Source organism: Lapillicoccus jejuensis (genome assembly GCF_006715055.1).
GTDB lineage: Bacteria > Actinomycetota > Actinomycetes > Actinomycetales > Dermatophilaceae > Lapillicoccus > Lapillicoccus jejuensis.
The window spans coordinates 2,396,034-2,414,879 of sequence record NZ_VFMN01000001.1 but is presented as its reverse complement, the minus strand read 5'-3'; the positions used below and the strand labels follow the sequence as shown (position 1 = coordinate 2,414,879).

At 73.7% G+C, this 18,846-nt stretch carries 15 protein-coding genes; 1 reads left to right on the top strand and 14 read right to left on the bottom strand.

Annotated features, from left to right (window positions below):
- Nucleotides 1-49: 49 nt before the first annotated feature.
- The gene (locus FB458_RS11425) at nt 50-1,177 is read right to left on the bottom strand and encodes a Wzz/FepE/Etk N-terminal domain-containing protein (RefSeq protein ID WP_141848598.1); all 1,128 of its coding nucleotides are present in this window, start codon (nt 1,175-1,177) and stop codon (nt 50-52) included.
- A 52-nt stretch (nt 1,178-1,229) separates the two neighbouring features.
- The gene (locus FB458_RS11420; RefSeq protein WP_211356015.1) at nt 1,230-2,129 is read right to left on the bottom strand and encodes a sulfotransferase domain-containing protein; all 900 of its coding nucleotides are present in this window, start codon (nt 2,127-2,129) and stop codon (nt 1,230-1,232) included.
- A 239-nt stretch (nt 2,130-2,368) separates the two neighbouring features.
- On the opposite strand from FB458_RS11420, the gene FB458_RS11415 reads away from it, so the two are divergent.
- Nucleotides 2,369-3,067, top strand: coding sequence for a hypothetical protein (locus FB458_RS11415; protein ID WP_141848597.1), 699 nt, complete (start codon nt 2,369-2,371; stop codon nt 3,065-3,067).
- Between the two features lie 105 nt (nt 3,068-3,172).
- Here the strand turns inward: FB458_RS11415 and FB458_RS11410 are convergent, their stop codons facing one another.
- The 12 genes from FB458_RS11410 to FB458_RS11355 all read right to left on the bottom strand — a co-directional run bounded on the left by FB458_RS11410 (nt 3,173) and on the right by FB458_RS11355 (nt 18,654).
- On the bottom strand, nt 3,173-4,660 hold the full coding sequence (locus FB458_RS11410) for an O-antigen ligase family protein (RefSeq protein WP_141848596.1): 1,488 nt from the start codon (nt 4,658-4,660) through the stop codon (nt 3,173-3,175).
- 113 nt (nt 4,661-4,773) lie between these two features.
- Nucleotides 4,774-6,273, bottom strand: coding sequence for a right-handed parallel beta-helix repeat-containing protein (locus FB458_RS11405; RefSeq protein ID WP_141848595.1), 1,500 nt, complete (start codon nt 6,271-6,273; stop codon nt 4,774-4,776).
- A 353-nt stretch (nt 6,274-6,626) separates the two neighbouring features.
- Nucleotides 6,627-8,168 carry an oligosaccharide flippase family protein gene (locus tag FB458_RS11400; RefSeq protein WP_141848594.1) on the bottom strand — a complete coding sequence of 514 codons (1,542 nt, stop codon included), beginning with the start codon at nt 8,166-8,168 and terminating at the stop codon, nt 6,627-6,629.
- Nucleotides 8,165-9,124: a sulfite exporter TauE/SafE family protein gene (locus tag FB458_RS11395; protein WP_141848593.1), complete on the bottom strand. Its 960-nt coding sequence runs from the start codon at nt 9,122-9,124 to the stop codon at nt 8,165-8,167. Before FB458_RS11395 ends, FB458_RS11400 begins: the two co-directional genes overlap by 4 nt.
- Entirely contained in the window at nt 9,121-10,491 is a 1,371-nt protein-coding gene (gene cysC, locus FB458_RS11390) for an adenylyl-sulfate kinase (protein ID WP_211356014.1), read from the bottom strand. The genes FB458_RS11395 and cysC overlap by 4 nt, the downstream gene beginning before the upstream one ends.
- A complete protein-coding gene (locus FB458_RS11385) occupies nt 10,488-11,768 on the bottom strand; it encodes a glycosyltransferase family 4 protein (protein WP_141848592.1) in 1,281 nt (426 codons plus the stop codon). Before FB458_RS11385 ends, cysC begins: the two co-directional genes overlap by 4 nt.
- The gene (gene cysN / locus FB458_RS11380) at nt 11,765-13,021 is read right to left on the bottom strand and encodes a sulfate adenylyltransferase subunit CysN (RefSeq protein ID WP_141848591.1); all 1,257 of its coding nucleotides are present in this window, start codon (nt 13,019-13,021) and stop codon (nt 11,765-11,767) included. Before cysN ends, FB458_RS11385 begins: the two co-directional genes overlap by 4 nt.
- A 3-nt stretch (nt 13,022-13,024) precedes the next feature.
- Nucleotides 13,025-13,936, bottom strand: a complete 912-nt coding sequence (gene cysD, locus FB458_RS11375) for a sulfate adenylyltransferase subunit CysD (protein WP_141848590.1) — start codon at nt 13,934-13,936, stop codon at nt 13,025-13,027.
- Nucleotides 13,937-13,950: 14 nt separating this feature from the next.
- Nucleotides 13,951-14,733: a 3'(2'),5'-bisphosphate nucleotidase CysQ gene (locus FB458_RS11370; protein WP_141848589.1), complete on the bottom strand. Its 783-nt coding sequence runs from the start codon at nt 14,731-14,733 to the stop codon at nt 13,951-13,953.
- A 3-nt stretch (nt 14,734-14,736) separates the two neighbouring features.
- Nucleotides 14,737-16,248 (bottom strand): sugar transferase, encoded by a 1,512-nt coding sequence (locus FB458_RS11365; protein WP_246061173.1) that lies wholly within the window; start codon nt 16,246-16,248, stop codon nt 14,737-14,739.
- Nucleotides 16,249-16,577: 329 nt separating this feature from the next.
- Entirely contained in the window at nt 16,578-17,231 is a 654-nt protein-coding gene (gene pth, locus FB458_RS11360) for an aminoacyl-tRNA hydrolase (RefSeq protein ID WP_141848587.1), read from the bottom strand.
- 61 nt (nt 17,232-17,292) lie between these two features.
- Nucleotides 17,293-18,654, bottom strand: a complete 1,362-nt coding sequence (locus tag FB458_RS11355) for a glycosyltransferase family 4 protein (protein WP_141848586.1) — start codon at nt 18,652-18,654, stop codon at nt 17,293-17,295.
- Nucleotides 18,655-18,846: the final 192 nt, after the last annotated feature.

Genomic DNA, 18,846 nt, shown 5'->3' with positions numbered 1-18,846 from the left:
GGGGAAAGGGGACGGCGCCGCCGGGTCACCCCGGCGGCGCCGCCTCGCGTCAGCGGTACGACGCCGCCGAGCTGCGGGTGAGCGCCTCGTCGTCGTCGCCGGCGCGCACCGGCGCGTCGGGCGCAGCGGCGGTGCCGGCGGTGCCGGTCGTCCCGACGCCACCGTCGTCGACGCCGTGCCGACGGGCGGAGCGCGAGCCGGGGACCGGCTCGCCCGCGGCCTGGGCCTCGCGCTCCTCGCGGGCCGCGCGGCGCAGCCGCGAGACGACCTCGACGAGGACGACGAGGATGATGCCGAGGAAGATGCCGGCGGCGAAGACCGGGACCACCGTGGTGACGAGCGTCGTCACCCGCGAGGCCGCGATCGCCGGGCCGACGTAGATGACCGCGTCACCCTGGGCGGCCGACTGGATCGACAGCGCCTGGCGGTACTGCGCCTGCGCCGTGGCGAGGTCCTGCTGGGTCGCGGCCGCGGTGGCGGCGAGGTTGTTGTACTCGGCGAGGATCGGCAGGTACTGCCCGAGGCTGTTCTGGGCGCTCGCGATCGGGGCGTCCATCGCGGCCGCACCGGCGGCGTTGCCCGACGCGCGGAGCTGGGCCTGCTGCTGCTGGAGCGTGGCGACCTGGCTGAGCGCCGTCTGGTAGGCCCGCGGCGGGTCGGCGATCTTGTACTTGGTGGCCAGCGCGGAGATGGCCGCGTTGGCGTCCTGGTTGGCCTGCAGGGCGCGGTCGCGGGTGGCGGTCGCCGCCGCCGCGCGCGAGCTGAACATCAGGTCGAGCGCCTTGCGCGCGGTCTGCCCGACGACCTCCTGGGCGCGCTGGCCCTTGGTGTCGGTGTAGGCCACCTGCACGTCCGAGCTCGTGCCCACCGCGGTGCTCGTCACGCCGTCGGTCTGGTCCGAGGCGGAGACCCCGGTGGCCTGGGCGACCTGCGCCTTGACCGACGGGTTGTCGGCGGCCGCCGAGAACGCCGCGACGAACGACTGCGCGGCCTGCGTGCCGCTGAAGGGGCTGCCCTCGTTGCCGACGAGCGCGCCGGAGTTGATGGTCGCCGTGGCCGAGTAGGTGGTCGGCTGCAGCAGGAGGAACGCGGTCGTCAGGCCGGCGGCGAGCACCGGGACGAGCACGAGGATCCACCAGCGGCGCTTGGCCACGCGCAGGTACTCGATGATCTCCATGTCGTGTCTTTCTTCGTCGGCACCACCCGCGGGACGCGGGTCGGTGGTCGGGTCAGGCGGCGCCGGTGCGGGCCTGGACGGCGGTGGTGGGTGCAGCCGCGGGACCGGGGTGGGGCCAGCGGAAGTCGACGCCCGGCAGGGCGTAGAGGGCCGCGTCGTGCGGCGCGTAGTACGCGCGCAACCGCTCGCGCACCGCCTCGGGCACGGGCGAGCGGTCGCGGCCGGCGTTGAGCGCGCGGTGGTCGCCGCCGTCGTGGGCCGGCAGCCCGAGGAAGTCGAAGACGCGGGCCAGCTGGGCCGCCGGGTCGGCGAACAGCGCCTCGCTCTGCACGACGAGCACCTGCTGCGGCCCCAGCCCCTGCAGGTACGGCGCCAGCTGCTCGGCGTAGTGCCCCCGCCGCAGGTACGCGTGGTAGCGCCAGTGCGGGGCGTCGTACGACGGGTCGGCGGCCAGCCGCTCGGCCTCGCCGGCCAGGCGCTCCGGCTCGAGCTCGAGGGCGCGCTCGAACGACTCGGTCTCGTGCCCCCGGGCGACCTCGTACGCGTGGTGGGACCAGGCGCGCTCGACGGGGTCGCGCAGGCAGGCGACGACCTTGACCTGCGGCAGCTCGGCGACGACGCGCTGGGCGGCCAGCGGGTGGAACATGTAGTACGGGCTCGACTCCCCCGTCAGGGCGTAGCCCTCCCCCGTCGTGGGGAACTGGGCGTCGTACCAGGCCCGGCCGCGGTGGTGGTGGATGTCGAAGTAGTGGGTGCCCTTGCCGACGCGGCAGGGACCCACGAGCGGGTGCTCCTCGATCCAGTCGGCCAGCGAGGTCGAGCCGCCGCGCTTGGTGCCGACGACGAGGTAGCCCGGGGTCATCCGGTGCCGACCGGAGACGCGGTCGGTGACGTGGGTCAGGCGCGCCCGCGCGACCGTCAGGGCGTTGCCCATCGGTCCTCGTGCGCTCACGTCGATCCCCTGTCATGGCCGTGGCGGCCGCCGGCGGTCGTGCCCCTCCCGCCGCGCGGGCCCCGTCCGAGGCTCAGCGCCGGCTGGGCACGTGCTCGGAGTCTACCGGCGGGCCCGCGGAGCAACCGACGGTTCGGGCATTTCCCAGCAAGCCCCCTGCCGGCGTGGCTACCATCCCAGCTGGGGGCAGGGCTCGGCTCGCGCCCATCCCTGCTCGTCACGACCCCGCGGAACGGACCATGCGCCTTCGTCACACCCTCGCCCTCGCGGCCTGCGCGGGCCTGCTGGCCGGTTGCGGCTCGACCTCCACCGGCACCCCGAGCGCGGGCGGGTCCTACCTCGCCGGCGTGGGCGGCACGTCGGGCGCGTCGAGCACGACGACCTCCGCCGCCCCGAGCACGACGAGCGCGGCCCCCACCACGACGGCCGGCCCCCTCGTCGGTCCGCAGCTGGCCGCGGCGCTCAACACGCTGGCCGAACGCACCAAGAGCCTGCCCTCGCTCGACCCGGCCCGCGCCGCGGTCAAGACGGGCAACGACGAGCTGTCGAAGGCCCGCGCCGCGCTGCAGACCCTGCGCGGGTCGGCGTACGGCACGGCGAAGAACTGCGGCGTCGTCGCCCAGCAGCGCGGCATCGTCTCGGCGCAGGCCGGCGCCGCGTCCGGTCAGGCGTCCGCCCTCGACCAGCAGGTCGCGACCCAGCGTGCGGGCGTCACCGCGCTCCAGGCCGCCGCGTCGGCGGTGTCCGCCGCCGTGACCGCTCAGAGGACCCCGATGACCCAGCTGCCGGACGTCGCCGCCGCCCTGAAGTCCGCGGCCGCCACCGCCGCGGACCGGACGGGCACGGCGAACGACTTCGCCGGCACCGCCGCCGGGCTGCGCTCGAACGCCGGCTCCGTCGCCGCGACCGCCAACGACGTCACCGCCAAGGCCTGCTGACCGGGCTCCCCACAGCCCCACCCACCGCCCGTACGACGTCGGCCGGCCCACCCCGCGGGGTGGGCCGGCCGACGTCGTCCGGGCTGGTGGTCGCGCCGGGCGCGCTCAGGAGCGCGGCGCCCCGACGAGCATCCGCTGGTGGTCGGTGATCGAGGCCCCCTGGGAACGCGACACGTACGACGCGCAGGCGGCGAACGCGACGACGGAGAAGAGGGTCACGACGTTGGACATGACGTTGGCCGCGAGGCTGCCGAGGACGAAGGTCACCGAGACGGCCATCGACCCGGCCCCGACCGCGTGCTCGAGGGTGCCGCGGGCCGCCCGGCCCATGGCCCTGCGGCCGACGCCGACGAGCGCGAGGAGCATGCTGAGGTAGGCCAGCAGCCCGAAGGCGCCGGTCTCGACGTACGCGCGGATGACGTCGTTGTGCGGCTGCTTCTCGACGTCGGTCTCGTACTGCGTGCCGTTGAGGCCGATCCCGGTGACCGGGTTGCGGTTGGCGAGCGGCAGGACCTCGGTCCAGTAGTTGAGCCGCCAGATCAGCGAGTTGCCGGTGGCCCCGCCCGCGCTGCTCGTCGTCGGGGTGTCGTCGCTGAGGGCGGCGAACCGCCCGGCCACCCCGGGCACGAGCAACGCCCCCGCCATGACGACCACCAGCCCGAGACCGACGGCCTTGCGGCGCTGGGTCCAGGCGAGCAGGACGATGCCGACGAGCGCTCCGATGATCGCCGTGCGGGTGACGGTGAGCAGCAGGAAGACGGTGCCGACGAGGAGGATCGCGCCGAGCGCGGCCTTCCACCACCGCTTGGCGTAGGGGTAGATCGCGACGCCGAAGACGACGAGGAAGGCCAGGTAGCGGGCGAAGGTGTTCGACTGGCTGAACGGCCCGGTGATCCGGGTGAAGCCGCCCTTGAGCTCGGACTCGGGGTGCCCGAGGAGGAAGCCGTACGCCGTGTAGAGCAGCGGTCCGCACATCCCCGCGTAGCAGGCCCCGATGACCTTGGTCATCATCGCCCGCGAGGTGATCAGCTGGTTGAGGACGACGAACATCATGAGGACGGTGCCGATGCGCAGGCACTCGAGGGCGCTCGCCTGGGCGTGCTGCGACCCGGCGACGCTGACGACGCAGGCGACGATGAAGGCGCCCATGGCCAGCTGGACGCGCGAACCGCCGATGAAACGGCCCGAGCGCACCCGGCCGGCGAGCCAGAGGATGGCGGCGACGAGGAAGAGGACGCCGACGATGCTCGACGGGTCCAGGCCGCGGTTGGCCGCGGTGTTGCCGACCGTGGTGCCGGTCGTGCTGCCGCTCAGCTTGAGCGCGTCGAGGATCGGGCGCACCGCGAGGATGATGAGGACGAAGACGGAGAACCGGGTCAGGGCGAGGATGCCCATGGCGATCGCCACGACGGCGACGACGGGCAGCACGGCCAGCCGCTTGTCACCGTCCACCCAGTTGTAGCCGCTGACGACGGCCGCCGACGCGACGACGACCGCCAGCAGGAGCTCGAGCAGGCGGGTGACCGCCCGCGACCCCCGGCTCGGCCCGGGAGCCGTCAGGGTCCCCTCGGTCGTGGCTCCGACTACCCCCACGGTGACGCTCCTGCTGCTGGTCCGACACGGGCCCGGCACGGGCGACGGGCCCACCCAGTGTGCACCACCGGGTGGGCCCGCCCGCGACGTTCAGCGGATCCTCGGGCGAACTCTCAGCAGCCCGCCGTCGAGGTGCTCGGCGAGGGGAGCTTCTTGGCCCCGTTCCACGTGTTCCCCTGGGCCACCCAGTAGGAGGCGAGGTTCTTGCCGACGTACGGCGTGGGGAAGACGTTGGCGGAGATGGTGCCGCCCTTCATGGCGCCGGCCTGGAAGCTGCGCACCTTCGTCGGCGTCGAGGCGATCCGGTTGCAGGTCACCTGCGCGTAGTAGGTGCTGCTGTTCGGCGAGGGGGCGGTGAAGCCGATGTCCTGCATCCGGAAGCTGAAGGCCGCCTGGCCGATGTTCTGCGCCAGGTTGTAGGTCCAGGTGTTGCCCCAGCCGGCCTGCTGGTCGTTGAAGGCCATGGCCACCGAGCTCACCGTGTTGCGGGTGACGGTGTTCCACGACCCGTCCTGGTCGGTGGTGATGGCGCGGCTGTCGCCGGGCATGTCGTGGACGGTGTTGCCGACGACGACGTTGTAGTCCGACTGGTTACCCATCCGGATGCCCTCGTGCATGTAGTGGCTCGCGGCGGAGTTCGCGACCTTGGAGACGTCGTTGTTGCGGATGGTCCAGCCGCTGCTGAAGTTGCTCAGCCACAGCGCGGGCCCGGTGCCGCAGGCGATGTTCGTGATCGTGTTGCCGCTGATGACCCCGAAGCGGGTCAGGCGCCCGAAGATGCCCTTGCCCGTGATCGTGTTGTCCAGCAGCTGGATGTCGTCCGCGCTCGAGACGCTCTGGTGCAGCACCTGCGAGAGGTACGGCGTCACCTGGGACAGCTGCGCGGGCGCCCGCGTCGACGACCCGGGGACGGCGCGCCGCGCCTGCCAGTTCTTCGTGCTGATCATCTTGCTCTGCCAGTTCTGCGTGGCGTCCGCGTTGGCGCCCGACAGCACGACGCCGCCGTTGATCGTCATCCCGGACAGCACCCAGTGGCTCGAGCCGTTCATGAACCGGATCGTGCGGTTGCCGTCGGGGCCGGTGGCGGCGCACGACGGCATCGGCAGGCTCGCGGTGAGGACGACCGCGCCCGTGCCGGCCGGCTTGACGACGACCGGGTTGGCGGCGGTGCCGCTGGAGCGGACGAGGAACGGGCCGCGGTAGGTGCCGCCGGCGAGCGCGATGAGGTCACCGGGCTTGGCCTGGTCGAGCGCGCTCTGCAGCTGGGCCGCCGTGGAGACCTTGACGGTGCGCAGCGCCTTCGCGGAGGGTCCGGCCGCCGCCGGGGCACCGGTGAGGGACCGGTCCGCGGGGGCGTTGCCCGCCGGGACGGTGCTCGCCCCGGCCCGCGACAGGCTGGTGATGCCGGCGACCGGGGTGCGGGCGGCGGCGCCGGCTCCGGCGACCGACGCGGCGGGGGCCGAGGCGGTCGCGGGGCTGGTGGTGGCGGCCTCGGTGGCCGCCGTCGCGCTTCCGCCGGCCACGCCGAGGGTGAGGCCGCCGACGAGGGCGGCCACCACCGTGGCGGGCAGGGCGAGGAGCAGGGGACGTCGGGGGGATCGGGTTGGGGTCACCCAAGGGGTCCTTTCGGCGCCTCGCGGCCGTCGGCCGCGAGGTGGGAGGGATGGGTCGTCCGTCCCGGGGGTCCCTGCCAAGACACGTCGGAACGGGCCCGTCCGACGCGGTCCACGGGAACGACCCGGTGCGGTGGACCGCCCGGCGCGTGGGGGTGTCCGGGTCGGGAGCGAGGCGCGTTCGGGGTCGCACCTCGGTCGGCTCGGGGCGCCGGGGGCTGGGCGGTGGCCACCCTAAGGACCGCCCGCGGAGGAGACAACTCGGTCTCGTGTGCCAGCGGACCGGGAAAGGTCACGTAACGGTATACATGCCACGGGGCTCCGAACCGGCCCCCGCCGGGCGTGTCGGACCCTCAGGCGGGGCGTCGACCGCGCGTCGTCCCACGTCGGAGCACGAGTCGGCGGGCGATCGCGGCGTCGTCCGGGTGGGTCCCGAGGGTCACCATCAGTGTGACGTAGATCACACCTACCACGGCGGCGCCGGCGACGACGACGACGAGCCAGGACGCCGTGAGCAGGTCCTGGACGAGCACCCCACCGCAGACGGCGACGAAGGCGGCCAGCAGGATCTTCCCCGTCATCGCCCCCACCGGGGAGATGCCCACGACCCGTCGGGCCTGGACGAGCTTGACGAGGTTGACGACGACGAGGGACACGCTCCACGCGACGGCCGCGCCGACGATGCCGAAGCGCGGGATGAGCGCGAGGTTGAGCCCCACGTTGAGCACGAGGACGAGCCCGTTGTCGAGCAGGCTCAGCCACACCCGGCCGCTCATGTTGAGCACGATGCCGCACGGCCCGGCGGCCGCCCCGACGAGCTGACCCACGGCGAGGATCACGGTGACGAGCACGCCCTCGCCGTAGCCGCGGCCGAAGATCTGCAGCAGGTCGCCGGGGAAGACGAGCAGGAGGACGAAGGCCGGCATCGACAGCAGCAGCGTCCAGCGCGTCGCGGCGCCGTACGCCTTGGCCGCCTCGTCGAGGTCCCCCACGTGGTAGAGGTGCGCCATGTGGGGCGAGAAGGTCGCCGTGATGGGCGGCAGGACGAAGACGGCGAGGGTGACCAGGCGGGAGGCGACGTTGTAGACACCGACCTCCTCCTCGCTGCGCATCGCGCCGAGGATGAGCGTGTCGGCCCAGATCAGCCCGGTCGCGGCGAGGGCCGACAGCCAGCTGACCATCGAGAACGACATCAGCTCGCCCAGCTCGTGCCGCGGACGGGCCCGCTCGACGCGGCGCATCCGGCGCGCGAGGGCGGCCAGGGCCAGGGCGCAGGTGACGAACGACGTGGCCGCGAGGGCGGTCATCGCGCCGAGGTAGCCGTGGCCGAGCGCGACGAGCACGACCGTGAGGACGAGCCGCGAGACCGGGTCGAAGACGCGGCCGATGAGCGTGAAGGCCTTCTGCGAGCGCCAGCCCTGCGTGGCGGCCAGCGCCGCCTCGGCCAGCGAGGACGGCACGAGGGACAGCGCGACGAGCCGGACGCCCGCGACGATGCTGTCGTCACCCATCAGCCCCGCCACGGCGGGGGCCAGCAGGGCGAGGGCGACCGCGATGACGACCGAGCCGCCCAGGGTGATGCCCAGCCCGAGCCGTACGGTGCCCCGTAGCCGCGCCGCGTCGCCGTCCGCGAGGTGCATGGCCACGAAGCGGGTCAGGCCGGCGCGGAAGCCGGCGAGGGCCAGCAGGCCGAGGAGCGAGACGAGGGCGAAGCAGACGGCGTAGCGGCCGACCTCGCGCTGCCCGGCCAGGTGGGCGAGCGCGACGACGATGAGCAGCTGGCAGGCCTGCGTCGTGATGGCGCCGACGAGGTTGAGGCCGCCGCCGCGGGCCATCCGCTCGCGCTCGCGCGTGCCGCCGTCGCGGCTCGCCCCGCCGCGGGCGGTGACGGTCACCGGGCCCCGGCCGGAGCGGCCCCTTCCGGGCGCCGGTCGCGGTCGCGACGGCGGGCCGTCGCGGGGAAGCCGTGGCGGCGCCGGACGACCATCCAGACGACCGGGGCCACGAGCAGGACGACGAGGAGGATGACCCCGGTCCACACGGTGCTCACGCCGAGCAGCTTGACGGCCGAGGCGAGCAGCACGAAGGCGAGGGCCCGGCGGATGATGCCGCCGGGGGCCCGCGAGGACAGCCGCGCGCCGATCCAGGCGCCGGGGACCGCCCCGATGAGCAGGGAGACGGTGAGGGCGAGCTTGAAGTCGCCGAAGAGGATGTGGGCGAGCGCGGCCGACGCGACGAGCGGGACGGCCTGGAGCAGGTCGGTGCCGACCAGCTGGCTCGCCTTGAGCGTCGGGTAGAGCGCCATGAGGGCGATGATGATGAGCGAGCCGGACCCGACCGACGTCATCCCCACGACGACGCCGCCGACGATGCCGACGACGATCGTCGGGAGCTTGCGGACGGTGACCTCGGGACGGCCCTGCGGCAGCGGGGCGGCGCGCCCGTCACGGACCCGGGCTCGCTCCACCAGCCGCTGGTAGGCGCGGACGACGAGCCCGGCGGCGGCGATGAGCAGGGCCACGCCGAGGGCCACCTGGATGGCCGACTGGATCGACTGCCCGTGCCCGATCCACCGCAGGATGAGCACGCCGGCGAAGGCCGACGGGATGGAACCGACGCACAGCCACTTGACCAGCTCGAGGTTGACCGTCCCGCGGCGCAGGTGCACGAAGGAGCCGACCGGCTTCATCACCGCGGCGGCGACGAGGTCGGAGGACACCGCGGTGAGCGGCGGGACGCCGAAGAGCAGGACGAGGACGGGCGTCATGAGCGCGCCTCCCCCCATGCCGGTGAGGCCGACGACGATGCCGATCGCGAGGGACGCGACGACGAGCAGCCAGTCGATGGTCATGGTGCCTCCGGGATCCAGCCGCCGGCGCGCAGCCGGGCGACGACGAGGGCGACCGCGTCCGCGGTCGGGGTGTCGGTGGTGTCGAGCGTGACGTCGGCGTCGGTGGGGACGTCGTACGGGTCCGAGATGCCGGTGAACTCGGGGACGAGGCCGGCGCGGGCCTTGGCGTACAGACCCTTGAGGTCGCGCCGCTCGCACTCCTCGAGGGGGGTGGCGACGTGGACGAGGACGAGGTCGCCGCCGGCGGCCTCGACCATGGCGCGCACGGCGCGCCGGTCGACGTCGTACGGCGCGACGGGGGCGCAGACGGCGAGCCCGCCGTGACGGGCGACCTCGGCGGCGACGTAGCCGATCCGGCGGATGTTCGTCGATCGCGAGGCGCGGTCGAACCCGAGCCCGGAGGAGAGCAGCCGCCGCACGACATCGCCGTCGAGGAGGCTGACCGTGCGGTCGGTGTGCTCGAGCAGCCAGTCCTGCAGCGCCCGCGCCACGGTGGACTTGCCGGAGCCGGAGAAGCCGGTGAGGAAGACGACGAGACCGCGCTGCGCCCGGGGGCGCCGCCAGCGGGTGAGGCCGGTCCGGTCCTCGTCGGCGAGCTGCGGCGTGGGCTCGCCGAGGTCGAGGGCCCGTACGACGTCCTGCCAGCCGTCCGCGGCCTCGTCGAGACCGGGGTCGTCGGTGAGGACGAGCCGGGCCCCGGCCCCGAGGCGGGCGGCCAGCCGGTCGACGAGGCGGGCGTCGTCGGCGGTACCCCGCCGGGCGAGGGGGGCGGTCGCGACGTCGACGGCGAGCCCGGCGTCGACGAGGCGCGCGGCCAGCCGGACGGCGGCCGCGCTCAGCACCGCGGTCGGGACGCCGGCGGTGTCGCTGGCGTCGTCGGGGACGACGAGCAGGACCCGACCGGCCTCGGCGGCCGCCACGACCCGCGCGGTGTCGGCGAGCAGGGCCGGCCGGGCGAGCACGACGAGGAGGGTGCCGGGCGCGAGGGGGCGGGTCGGGTCGAGGGCGAGGGCGCGGCCGGCGCCGCTCTCGCGGCGGCGCTCGCGATGGAGCGTGCCGCGCAGGAGGACCGGGGCGTCCGCGTCGCCGGCCGGCCGGGTGGGCTCGGCCTCGAGGTCGGTCAGGCGGCCCAGCGGCGTCGACTCCTCGTCGACGAGCACGAGGGCGCCACCCTCGAGCGCGGGCCCGACGAGCGGCGCGGGCACGAGCAGCCCGGTGCGGTCGGCGGCGGACGGGTCGCTCCGGTCCGGCGCGACGGGCCCGCCGAGGACGTGGCCCGGCTCCAGCACGCCGTCGAGGACGAGCTCGAGGTCGGCGAGCACGCGGTGCTCGCCGACGAGGGTCGGCGGCGCCGCGACGACGGTCACGGCGTGCCGTTCGCGCGGCCGAGGCGGCGCAGACCGCGGGGGCGCGCGAGCAGCTCGAGGTAGAGCTGCTCGAGCTGCTCGGTGGCCCGGTCCCACGAGTAGTGCTGGAGGATGGCCTCGCGCTCCGGCACGTCCCACGCGTCGCCGTCCACGGGCGCCTCGATCCCGGCGCGCAGCGCGTCGAGGTCGCCGGCCGGGAACAGCCGGTGCGCGGGCGTGCCGCGCCCGAGCACCTCGCGGTGCGGGGCGATGTCGCTGGCCAGGACGTGGCAGCCGTGGGCGACCGACTCGAGCAGCGTGAGCGGCAGGCCCTCGAGGTCGGACGGCTGCACGAGCAGGCGGGCGTGTTGGAACAGGGCGGCGAGGTCGCGCCCGCCGACGAAACCGGTGAAGACGATGCGCTCGTCGTCGGCGGCCAGCTCGCGCAGCTGCGCGGTGAAGCCGTCGGTGAAGGAGGACACGCCGACGACGGCCAGCTGGCCGTCGTACGCGCTCTCCCGGAAGGCGCGCACGAGCAGGTCCGGACGCTTCTCGGGGACCAGCCGCCCGACGAACATGAGGTAGCGGCCCGGCTCGAGACCGAAGCGGCGGGGCACCTCGGGGGCGTCGACCCGCTCGGGCGTCGGGACCCCGTTGGTGATGTACGCCGCCTCGCGGTGGAAGGTGCGGGCGTAGTGCGCCTGGAGCTCGCGCGAGACGACGACGGTGGCGTCGGGGACGTGCCCGCTCATCCAGTGCGCCGTCCCGAGGACGGCCTGGGCCGCCTTGCCCCACTTGTCGCGGGCGTTGTCCAGGCCGTGCACGGTGAGGACGACCCGGGAGCCGCTGAGGAAGCGCGGCAGCGGCGCGACGAGGCCGGGGCCGAGCGCGTGGAAGTGGACGATGTCGGCCTTCGCGGCCATCGCCTTGAGGGTCGAGGAACCGCTGTGCACGATGGCGTCGAGGTGCTTCGTGCCGATGGTCGGCGCGGCGACCACCCGCATGCCGCGGTAGCGGCCGTCGGCCGGGATGTCGCCGTACGTGTCGCGGCTGTAGACGACGACGTCGTGGCCGCGCTCGGCGAGCCGGGCGCCGACCTGCTCGACGTGGTGCTCGATCCCGCCGATCGTGGCCGGCAGGCCCTTCTGACCGACCATCGCGATCGTCAGGCCGCGACGGCGGACGGCGAGGGGGGCCGGGGCGGTGGGGGCGCTCGGGGCGGCCTGGGCGCCCGGGGCCGGCGGCGTGGCCGCCGGCCCGGGCGCGGCGCCGGCCGGAGCGGCCGGCTGGACGGTCACCGCCCGCTGTCCGCGATCATCCCCGCGCCGACGGTCCGGTTCGTGGCCTCGTCGATGAGGATGAAGCCGCCGGTGGTGCGGTTGCGCGAGTAGGCGTCGGCCATGAGCGGCACCGTCGAGCGCAGCCGCACGCGGCCGATCTCGTTGAGCGCCAGCGTGCCGGCCTCCTCGTCGCGGTGGAGCGAGTTGATGTCGAGGCGGTACTGCAGGTCCTTGACGATGCAGCGCGCCGTCCGGGTGGTGTGCTTGATGACGTACTTGCGCCCGGTCTGGAGCTGGGCGCTCTCGTCCATCCAGCAGATCATCGCGTCGACGTCCTGGGTCGGCGTCGGCTGGTTGTGCGGCCGGCAGATCATGTCGCCGCGCGAGATGTCGATCTCGTCCTCGAGGCGGACGGTCACCGACATGGGCGGGTAGGCCTCGTCGACCTCGCCGTCCGCGGTCTCGACCGAGGCGATCCGGCTCGTGAAGCCGGAGGGCAGGACGAGGACCTCGTCGCCCTTCTTCAGCACGCCGCCGGCGACCTGGCCCGCGTACCCGCGGTAGTCGTGCCAGTCGTCGCTCATCGGGCGGATGACGTACTGCACCGGGAAGCGGACGTCGACAAGGTTCCGGTCGCTCGCGACGTGGACGTTCTCCAGGTGGTGCAGGAGGCTGCTGCCGTCGTACCAGGGCATGTTGTCCGAGCGCGAGACGACGTTGTCGCCCTTGAGCGCGGACACCGGGATGATCGTCAGGTCCGGGATGCGCAGCTTGGCCGCGAACTGGGTGAACTCGTGCGCGATGGCGTCGAACGTCTCCTGGGAGTAGTCGACGAGGTCCATCTTGTTGACGCACAGCACGAGGTGCGGCACCTGGAGCAGCGAGGCGAGGAACGCGTGCCGGCGGCTCTGCTCGACCAGGCCCTTGCGGGCGTCGACGAGGACGAGCGCGAGGTCCGCGGTCGAGGCGCCGGTCACCATGTTGCGGGTGTACTGGATGTGCCCGGGGGTGTCGGCGATGATGAACTTGCGCTTGGGCGTCGCGAAGTAGCGGTAGGCCACGTCGATGGTGATGCCCTGCTCGCGCTCGGCGCGCAGGCCGTCGGTGAGCAGCGCGAGGTTCGTGTAGTCCTCGCCGCGGTCACGGCTGACCCGCTCGACCGCGTCGAGCTGGTCCTCGAAGACCGTCTTGGTGTCGAACAGGAGCCGACCGATGAGGGTGCTCTTGCCGTCGTCGACCGACCCGGCGGTCGCGAAACGCAGGATGTCCATGGCTTAGAAGTAGCCCTCTCGCTTGCGGTCCTCCATCGAGGCCTCGCTGAACTTGTCGTCCCCCCGGGTCGCCCCCCGCTCGGTGATGCGGGTGGTCGACACCTCCTCGATGACCTTCTCCACGGTGTCGGCGTCCGACTCGACCGCGGCGGTGAGGCTTGCGTCACCGACGGTGCGGTAGCGCACGCGCCGTACGGAGACCTCCTCGCCCGCCTTGGGGCGGCAGACGTCGTGGACGGCGTAGACCATGTTGTCGCGCACGAAGGTCTCGCGGTCGTGGGCGTAGTAGATGGAGGGGATCTCGATGCCCTCCTCCGAGATGTACTGCCAGATGTCGAGCTCGGTCCAGTTCGACAGCGGGAAGACCCGCATGCTGTCGCCGACGTGGACCCGGCCGTTGTAGAGGTTCCACAGCTCGGGACGCTGGTTCTTGGGGTCCCACTGCCCGAACTCGTCGCGGTAGGAGAAGATCCGCTCCTTGGCGCGGGCCTTGTCCTCGTCGCGGCGGGCGCCGCCGAAGATGGCGTTGAAGCGGTGCTTGTCGATCGCGTCGAGCAGCACCGGGGTCTGGATCCGGTTCCGGGTGCCGTCCGGCGGCTCGCTCACGGAGCCGTTGTCGATGGCCTCCTGCACGCTGGCCACGATGAGCTGGACCCCGAGCTCCTTCGCGCGCTTGTCGCGGAAGGCGAGGACCTCCTCGAAGTTGTGGCCCGTGTCGACGTGCATGACCGCGAACGGGATCCGGGCCGGGTGGAAGGCCTTCTGGGCGATCCGCAGCATGACGATCGAGTCCTTGCCGCCGGAGAAGAGCAGCACGGGGCGCTCGAACTCGGCGACGACCTCGCGCATGATGTGGATCGACTCGGCCTCGAGGACCCGGAGCTGGGACAGCTGGTAGTTGGGGGTGTCGGTCACGTGGGGGCCCCTTGTCAGGCGGTGGCGTGCGTGTCGGCGATGGCGTCGAGGAGGAAGTCGGCAAGCTCCGGGCGGCAGATGAGGAGATCGGGGAGCAAAGGGTCCTCGCGGTTGTAGGTGAGCGGGCTGCCGTCGATGCGGCTGGTGTGCAGTCCGGCGGCCCGGGCCACGACGACCGGGGCCGCGCTGTCCCACTCGTACTGCCCCCCGGCGTGCACGTAGGCGTCTGCGGCGCCGTCCAGGATACTCATGGCCTTCACCCCGGCGGAGCCCATCGGGACGAGCTCGGCCCCGAGGCGCTCGGCGAGCGCCGTGACGAAGGCCGGCGGGCGCGAGCGGCTGACCGCCAGGCGAACGGGGGCGCCGGGGCCACCCGGGCGCTCCGGAAGGGCCGGGGGTGCGTCGGTCGCGAGCGTGGCGCCCATGGCGGGCCGCGCGACGGCGCCGGCGACCAGGTCGCCGTCCTGCCACAGGGCGACGTGCACGGCCCAGTCCTCGCGGGGGCGCTCGCTGAACTCGCGGGTGCCGTCGAGCGGGTCGATGATCCAGACCCGGGTCGCGCTCGCGCGGTCGCCGACGTCCTTGGCCTCCTCGCTGAGCACGGCGTCGTCGGGGCGGACGTCGGCGAGGGCGGCCGCGAGGTGTTCCTGCGAGGCGCGGTCCCCCGCGTCCTTGAGCTCGGCGCCCTCGAGGTCGGTGCGCGCGGCGCGCAGGCCGAGGAGCACCTCCCCCGCGGAGTCGGCGAGGCGGCGGGCGACCGCGTGGTCGTCGCCCGCGGTCGTCGTCGTGGAGGTCATGTGTCAGTAGGCCCCGGTGTGTCGGATGACGGCCTTGACCGTCCGGACGAGGATCTGCAGGTCCAGCACGAGCGACCAGTTGTCGACGTACCAGAGGTCGAGGCGCAGGCTCTGCTCCCAGCTGAGGTCGCTGCGGCCGGAGATCTGCCACAGGCCGGTCATGCCGGGGCGCACGCGCAGCCGCTGCACGGCGTCGGGCTCGTAGGCGTCGACCTCGCGCGGCAGCGGCGGGCGCGGCCCGACGAGCGACATCTGGCCGGCCAGCACGTTGAACAGCTGGGGCAGCTCGTCGAGGGAGTACTTGCGCAGGATCTTGCCGACGGAGGTGATCCGCGGGTCGTCGCGCTGCTTGAACAGGACGGCGTTGACGTCGTGCCCGCCGGCCATCGACGAGACGAGCGCGTCGGCGTTGACGACCATCGTGCGGAACTTGACCATCCGGAACCGCTCGCCGCGGGTGCCGACGCGCTCCTGGAGGTAGAAGACCGGGCCGGCGCTCGTCAGCTTGACCAGCAGCGCGATGACGGCCATCACCGGCAGGGCGACGACGAGGATGCCGGCGGTCATGAGGGCGTCGGCGACGCGCTTGGCGACGACGCGGGCGCCGGAGTCGAGCGGGCGCTCGACGTGCAGGAGGGAGACGCCGGCCGCGGGCCGCAGCGACAGCCGAGGACCGGCGACCTCGACGATGCCGGGGGCGACGACGAGGTCGACCTGGCGCTCGGCGAGGGCCCAGCCCAGACGGCGCAGCGGGGCGCCGACGAGGTCCGGGTGGCTGGAGACGGCGACGACCTCGGCGCCGTAGGCGTCGACGGCGGCGAGGGCGGACTCCGGCGGCCCGAAGACGGGCACGCCCTCGATCTCGGTCATCTCGCGGTGGGCGGGGTCGTCCAGCCCGGAGACGCAGGCGGCGACGATGCGCATGCCCGCCTCCGGGGCGGAGACGATCTCGCGGATGAGGGCCTCGACCGAGTCGGCGCGGCCGACGACGACGGTGTCGTGCAGGCAGGCCCCGCGCTCGCGGCGGGCCAGCAGGTCCCGGCGCAGCGCCCAGTGGACGACGATGCTGGCCAGCACGGTGGCGGGCACGAGCGGGACCAGGACGGCCCGCGGCACCCGCACGTCGGTGACGAAGAAGAGCAGGCCGACGGTCGAGGCGACGAGGAGCCCGGCCTGCCCGACGGCGCGGTACTCCGCGGTGCCGGCGCCGATGTGCGCCTCGCTGTAGGTCTGGACGAGCCCCAGGGCGAGCACCCAGACCAGCGGCGTCACGCCCAGGACGAGGATGCGGCCCAGGCTGCCCTGGGACGGCGTCGCGAGCGCCACGACGGCGGCGACGACGGCCGCGGAGACGAGGTCGGCCGCCAGCACGCGGGTGCGGTAGCCGGAGACCCACTTGCGCGGTCGGCGACGCTCCCCCCACGGTCGCGCGCGCCCCGGGCTCGCCTCGCGGGTGACGGTCAGCTCGTCATCCACGGGCACGCCCTGGTGATAGGTGCCCACGTACTCGGTCACTTCTGTTGCCCCTTCCACAGCCCCCACCGACCGGTCGCGCTCCGCAGGAGCGCGGCGACGGGTCGACCCGTGCACGGCGCCGGCGACCGGGACCCTGGTCGTTCCCCACGACCATGGCGGGTGCCCCGGAGGCGACGCGCCGTCGGCGTCGACATCGGCCATTCTGGGGGGAGGCGACCGGTCGGCGCCGCATTTTGGGCAGGATTGCTGCCCGGAGATCTCCCAGCAGGACCCCGGACGTCACGCAGGTGGACCCGTCCATCAGCAAACTGTCACAAACGCGGCACCGGACGGCAAACCCGACCTACCGGCACGACGTCGGGGCGTGCTCACCGGGCCGTCGGCCGGTCGGCCCCGTGGAAGCGCTGCTGGGTGTCGAGCAGCCCGACGGCGACGAGCGACTCCACCGCGTCGGCCGCCGTGTCGAGGGTGAAGGGCAGCTCGGCCCGCTCGACCGAGCCGAAGTCGCGCAGGACGAAGTCGGCCGGGTCCATCCGCCCGGGCGGCCGGCCGATGCCGACCCGCACGCGCAGGTAGTCCTTGGTCCCCACCGAGGCGGTGATCGAGCGCAGCCCGTTGTGCCCGCCCTCCCCCCCACCGAGCTTGACCCGCACGTCCCCCGAGGGGATGTCCAGCTCGTCGTGGACGACGACGAGCCGCTCGACGGGGACGGAGAAGAACCCGAGCAGCGCCTTGACCGGTCCGCCGGACTCGTTCATGTACGTCGACGGCACGGCCAGGACCGCGCGGGGGCCGGGCGCCCCGCCCGGGGCGGTGCCGAGGCGCACCTCGCAGACGGTGGCGCGCGCCTTGTGGGTCCTGAACGTCGGGGTCGCCGTACGGCGTCCGCGGCCGGCGGCCGCACCCGGGTCGTGGCGGGCGGCGAGCTCGTGCACGGCCATCGCCCCCACGTTGTGGCGGTTGCCGGCGTACGTCGCCCCCGGGTTGCCGAGGCCGACGACGAGCCAGGTGTCCGTGGTCACGGGCGACCAGTATGCCGTCGGAAGGACGGCTTCGCCCCCACGGGCGTCGAGGGGTGAGGGGTCAGGCGGTCAGGTCGTGGGCGCGGGACAGCCGTCCGCGCTCGCGCAGGAAGCGCCGGAACACGACCGGGTCCTGGTCCTCGACGTAGCGGGTCGAGGGGCTGGGTCCCACGAGGGCCGGGAGCAGGTCGGGCAGCGGCTGCGTGCGGACGTAGCCGCTGACCCGGTCGAACGCGGCGACGTACGCCGACGCCTGGGGACGCCAGTCGAGGTCCGCGACCACCCGGTGCCGGGCCAGTTCCCCCATGCGCACCCGGCGGTCGGGGTCGTCGATGAGCTCCTCCACCGCGTCGGCGAAGGCCACCACGTCCCCGTCGGGCACGTAGAGCGCCGAGGGGCCGGCGCTGACCCGCGTCTCGGTCAGGTCGAAGCTGACGGCGGGTAGTCCGTAGGCCATGTACTCCATGGCCTTGTTCATCGTCGAGGCGTCGTTGAGGGGGGTCCGTCGGTCGGGCGAGAGCCCGATGTCGGCCGAGCTGAGGTACTCCGCGATCTCGGCCGGGCCCACCCGGCCGGTGAACAGCACGTGGCCGTCCAGACCGCGGACGTGGCACTCCGCCTTGAGGTCGGCCAGGCAGTCGCCGAAGCCGAGCAGGGCGAGGCGCACGTCGTCGCGACCGCGACGGTGCACGAGGTCGTCCATCACCTCGAGGAGCACGTCGACGTTGTCCTGGGGTCCCATCACGCCGAGGTAGGTCAGCAGGGTGCTGCCGCCGCGCCAGCCGCTCCCCCGCGGCCGGATCGGCCGCATCCGCCGCGTGTCCGGGCCGCTGCGCACCACGGTGACGTCCTCGGGCGCCTTGCCGCCCCGCCGCTGCGCGATGGCGCGGTAGGACTCGTTGGTGGACAGCACGTGGTCCGCCTGGCGGTAGGTCATCCGCTCGAGCCAGAGCAGTCCCTCGTACTGGGTCCGCTGCGCGAGGCCCTCGGGCTCGCCGAACCGCGAGAGGAACAGCTCCGGGTTGAGGTCGTGCTGGTCGAAGACGAAGCGGACACCCCGCATCCGCCAGAGACGGGCGAGGGCCCAGTAGGTGTCCGGTGGGTTGCAGGCCTGCATGACCTGGAACGGCTCCCGTCCCCAGACGACGAGCGAGAGCAGCGCCGTGCGCACCCAGGAGTAGACGAACTCCCAGACGAAGCCCAGCAGGCCCTTGGCCTCCCGGGCCGGGCGGTACTTGTAGAGCCGCACGCCGGCGATCTCCTGGCGGGCCGGGTCCCCCGGGCCCTTCGGGCAGATGACGCTGACCTGGTACCCGGCGGCGGTGAGCGCCTGGCACTCGAGCCACACCCGACGGTCGAGCGGGACCGGCAGGTTCTGCACGATCACGAGGACGTGCGCGATCGACGTCTTCCCAGTACGCAAGATCAACCCCTTTACCCCCCGGCGGCCCCACGCCGTCCCCGTCACTATGACCTGAGGACGTCGGGCGGACAGCGGTTTTCGGGATCCTCTCCCTTTTGGGTGGGTACGACCCGGGTTCCCCCAGGAATCCCGGAAAGCGCCACGCAGCCGCCCACCGCCCTCCTATGCTCGCGGCGTCACTTGGGGAGGTAG

Coding starts and splice junctions, on each gene's coding strand:
- FB458_RS11425 (WP_141848598.1), bottom strand. CDS start 1,177: ATGGAGATCATCGAGTACCTGCGCGTGGCCAAGCGCCGCTGGTGGATC.
- FB458_RS11415 (WP_141848597.1), top strand. CDS start 2,369: ATGCGCCTTCGTCACACCCTCGCCCTCGCGGCCTGCGCGGGCCTGCTG.
- FB458_RS11395 (WP_141848593.1), bottom strand. CDS start 9,124: ATGACCATCGACTGGCTGCTCGTCGTCGCGTCCCTCGCGATCGGCATC.
- cysN (WP_141848591.1), bottom strand. CDS start 13,021: ATGGACATCCTGCGTTTCGCGACCGCCGGGTCGGTCGACGACGGCAAG.
- FB458_RS11370 (WP_141848589.1), bottom strand. CDS start 14,733: ATGACCTCCACGACGACGACCGCGGGCGACGACCACGCGGTCGCCCGC.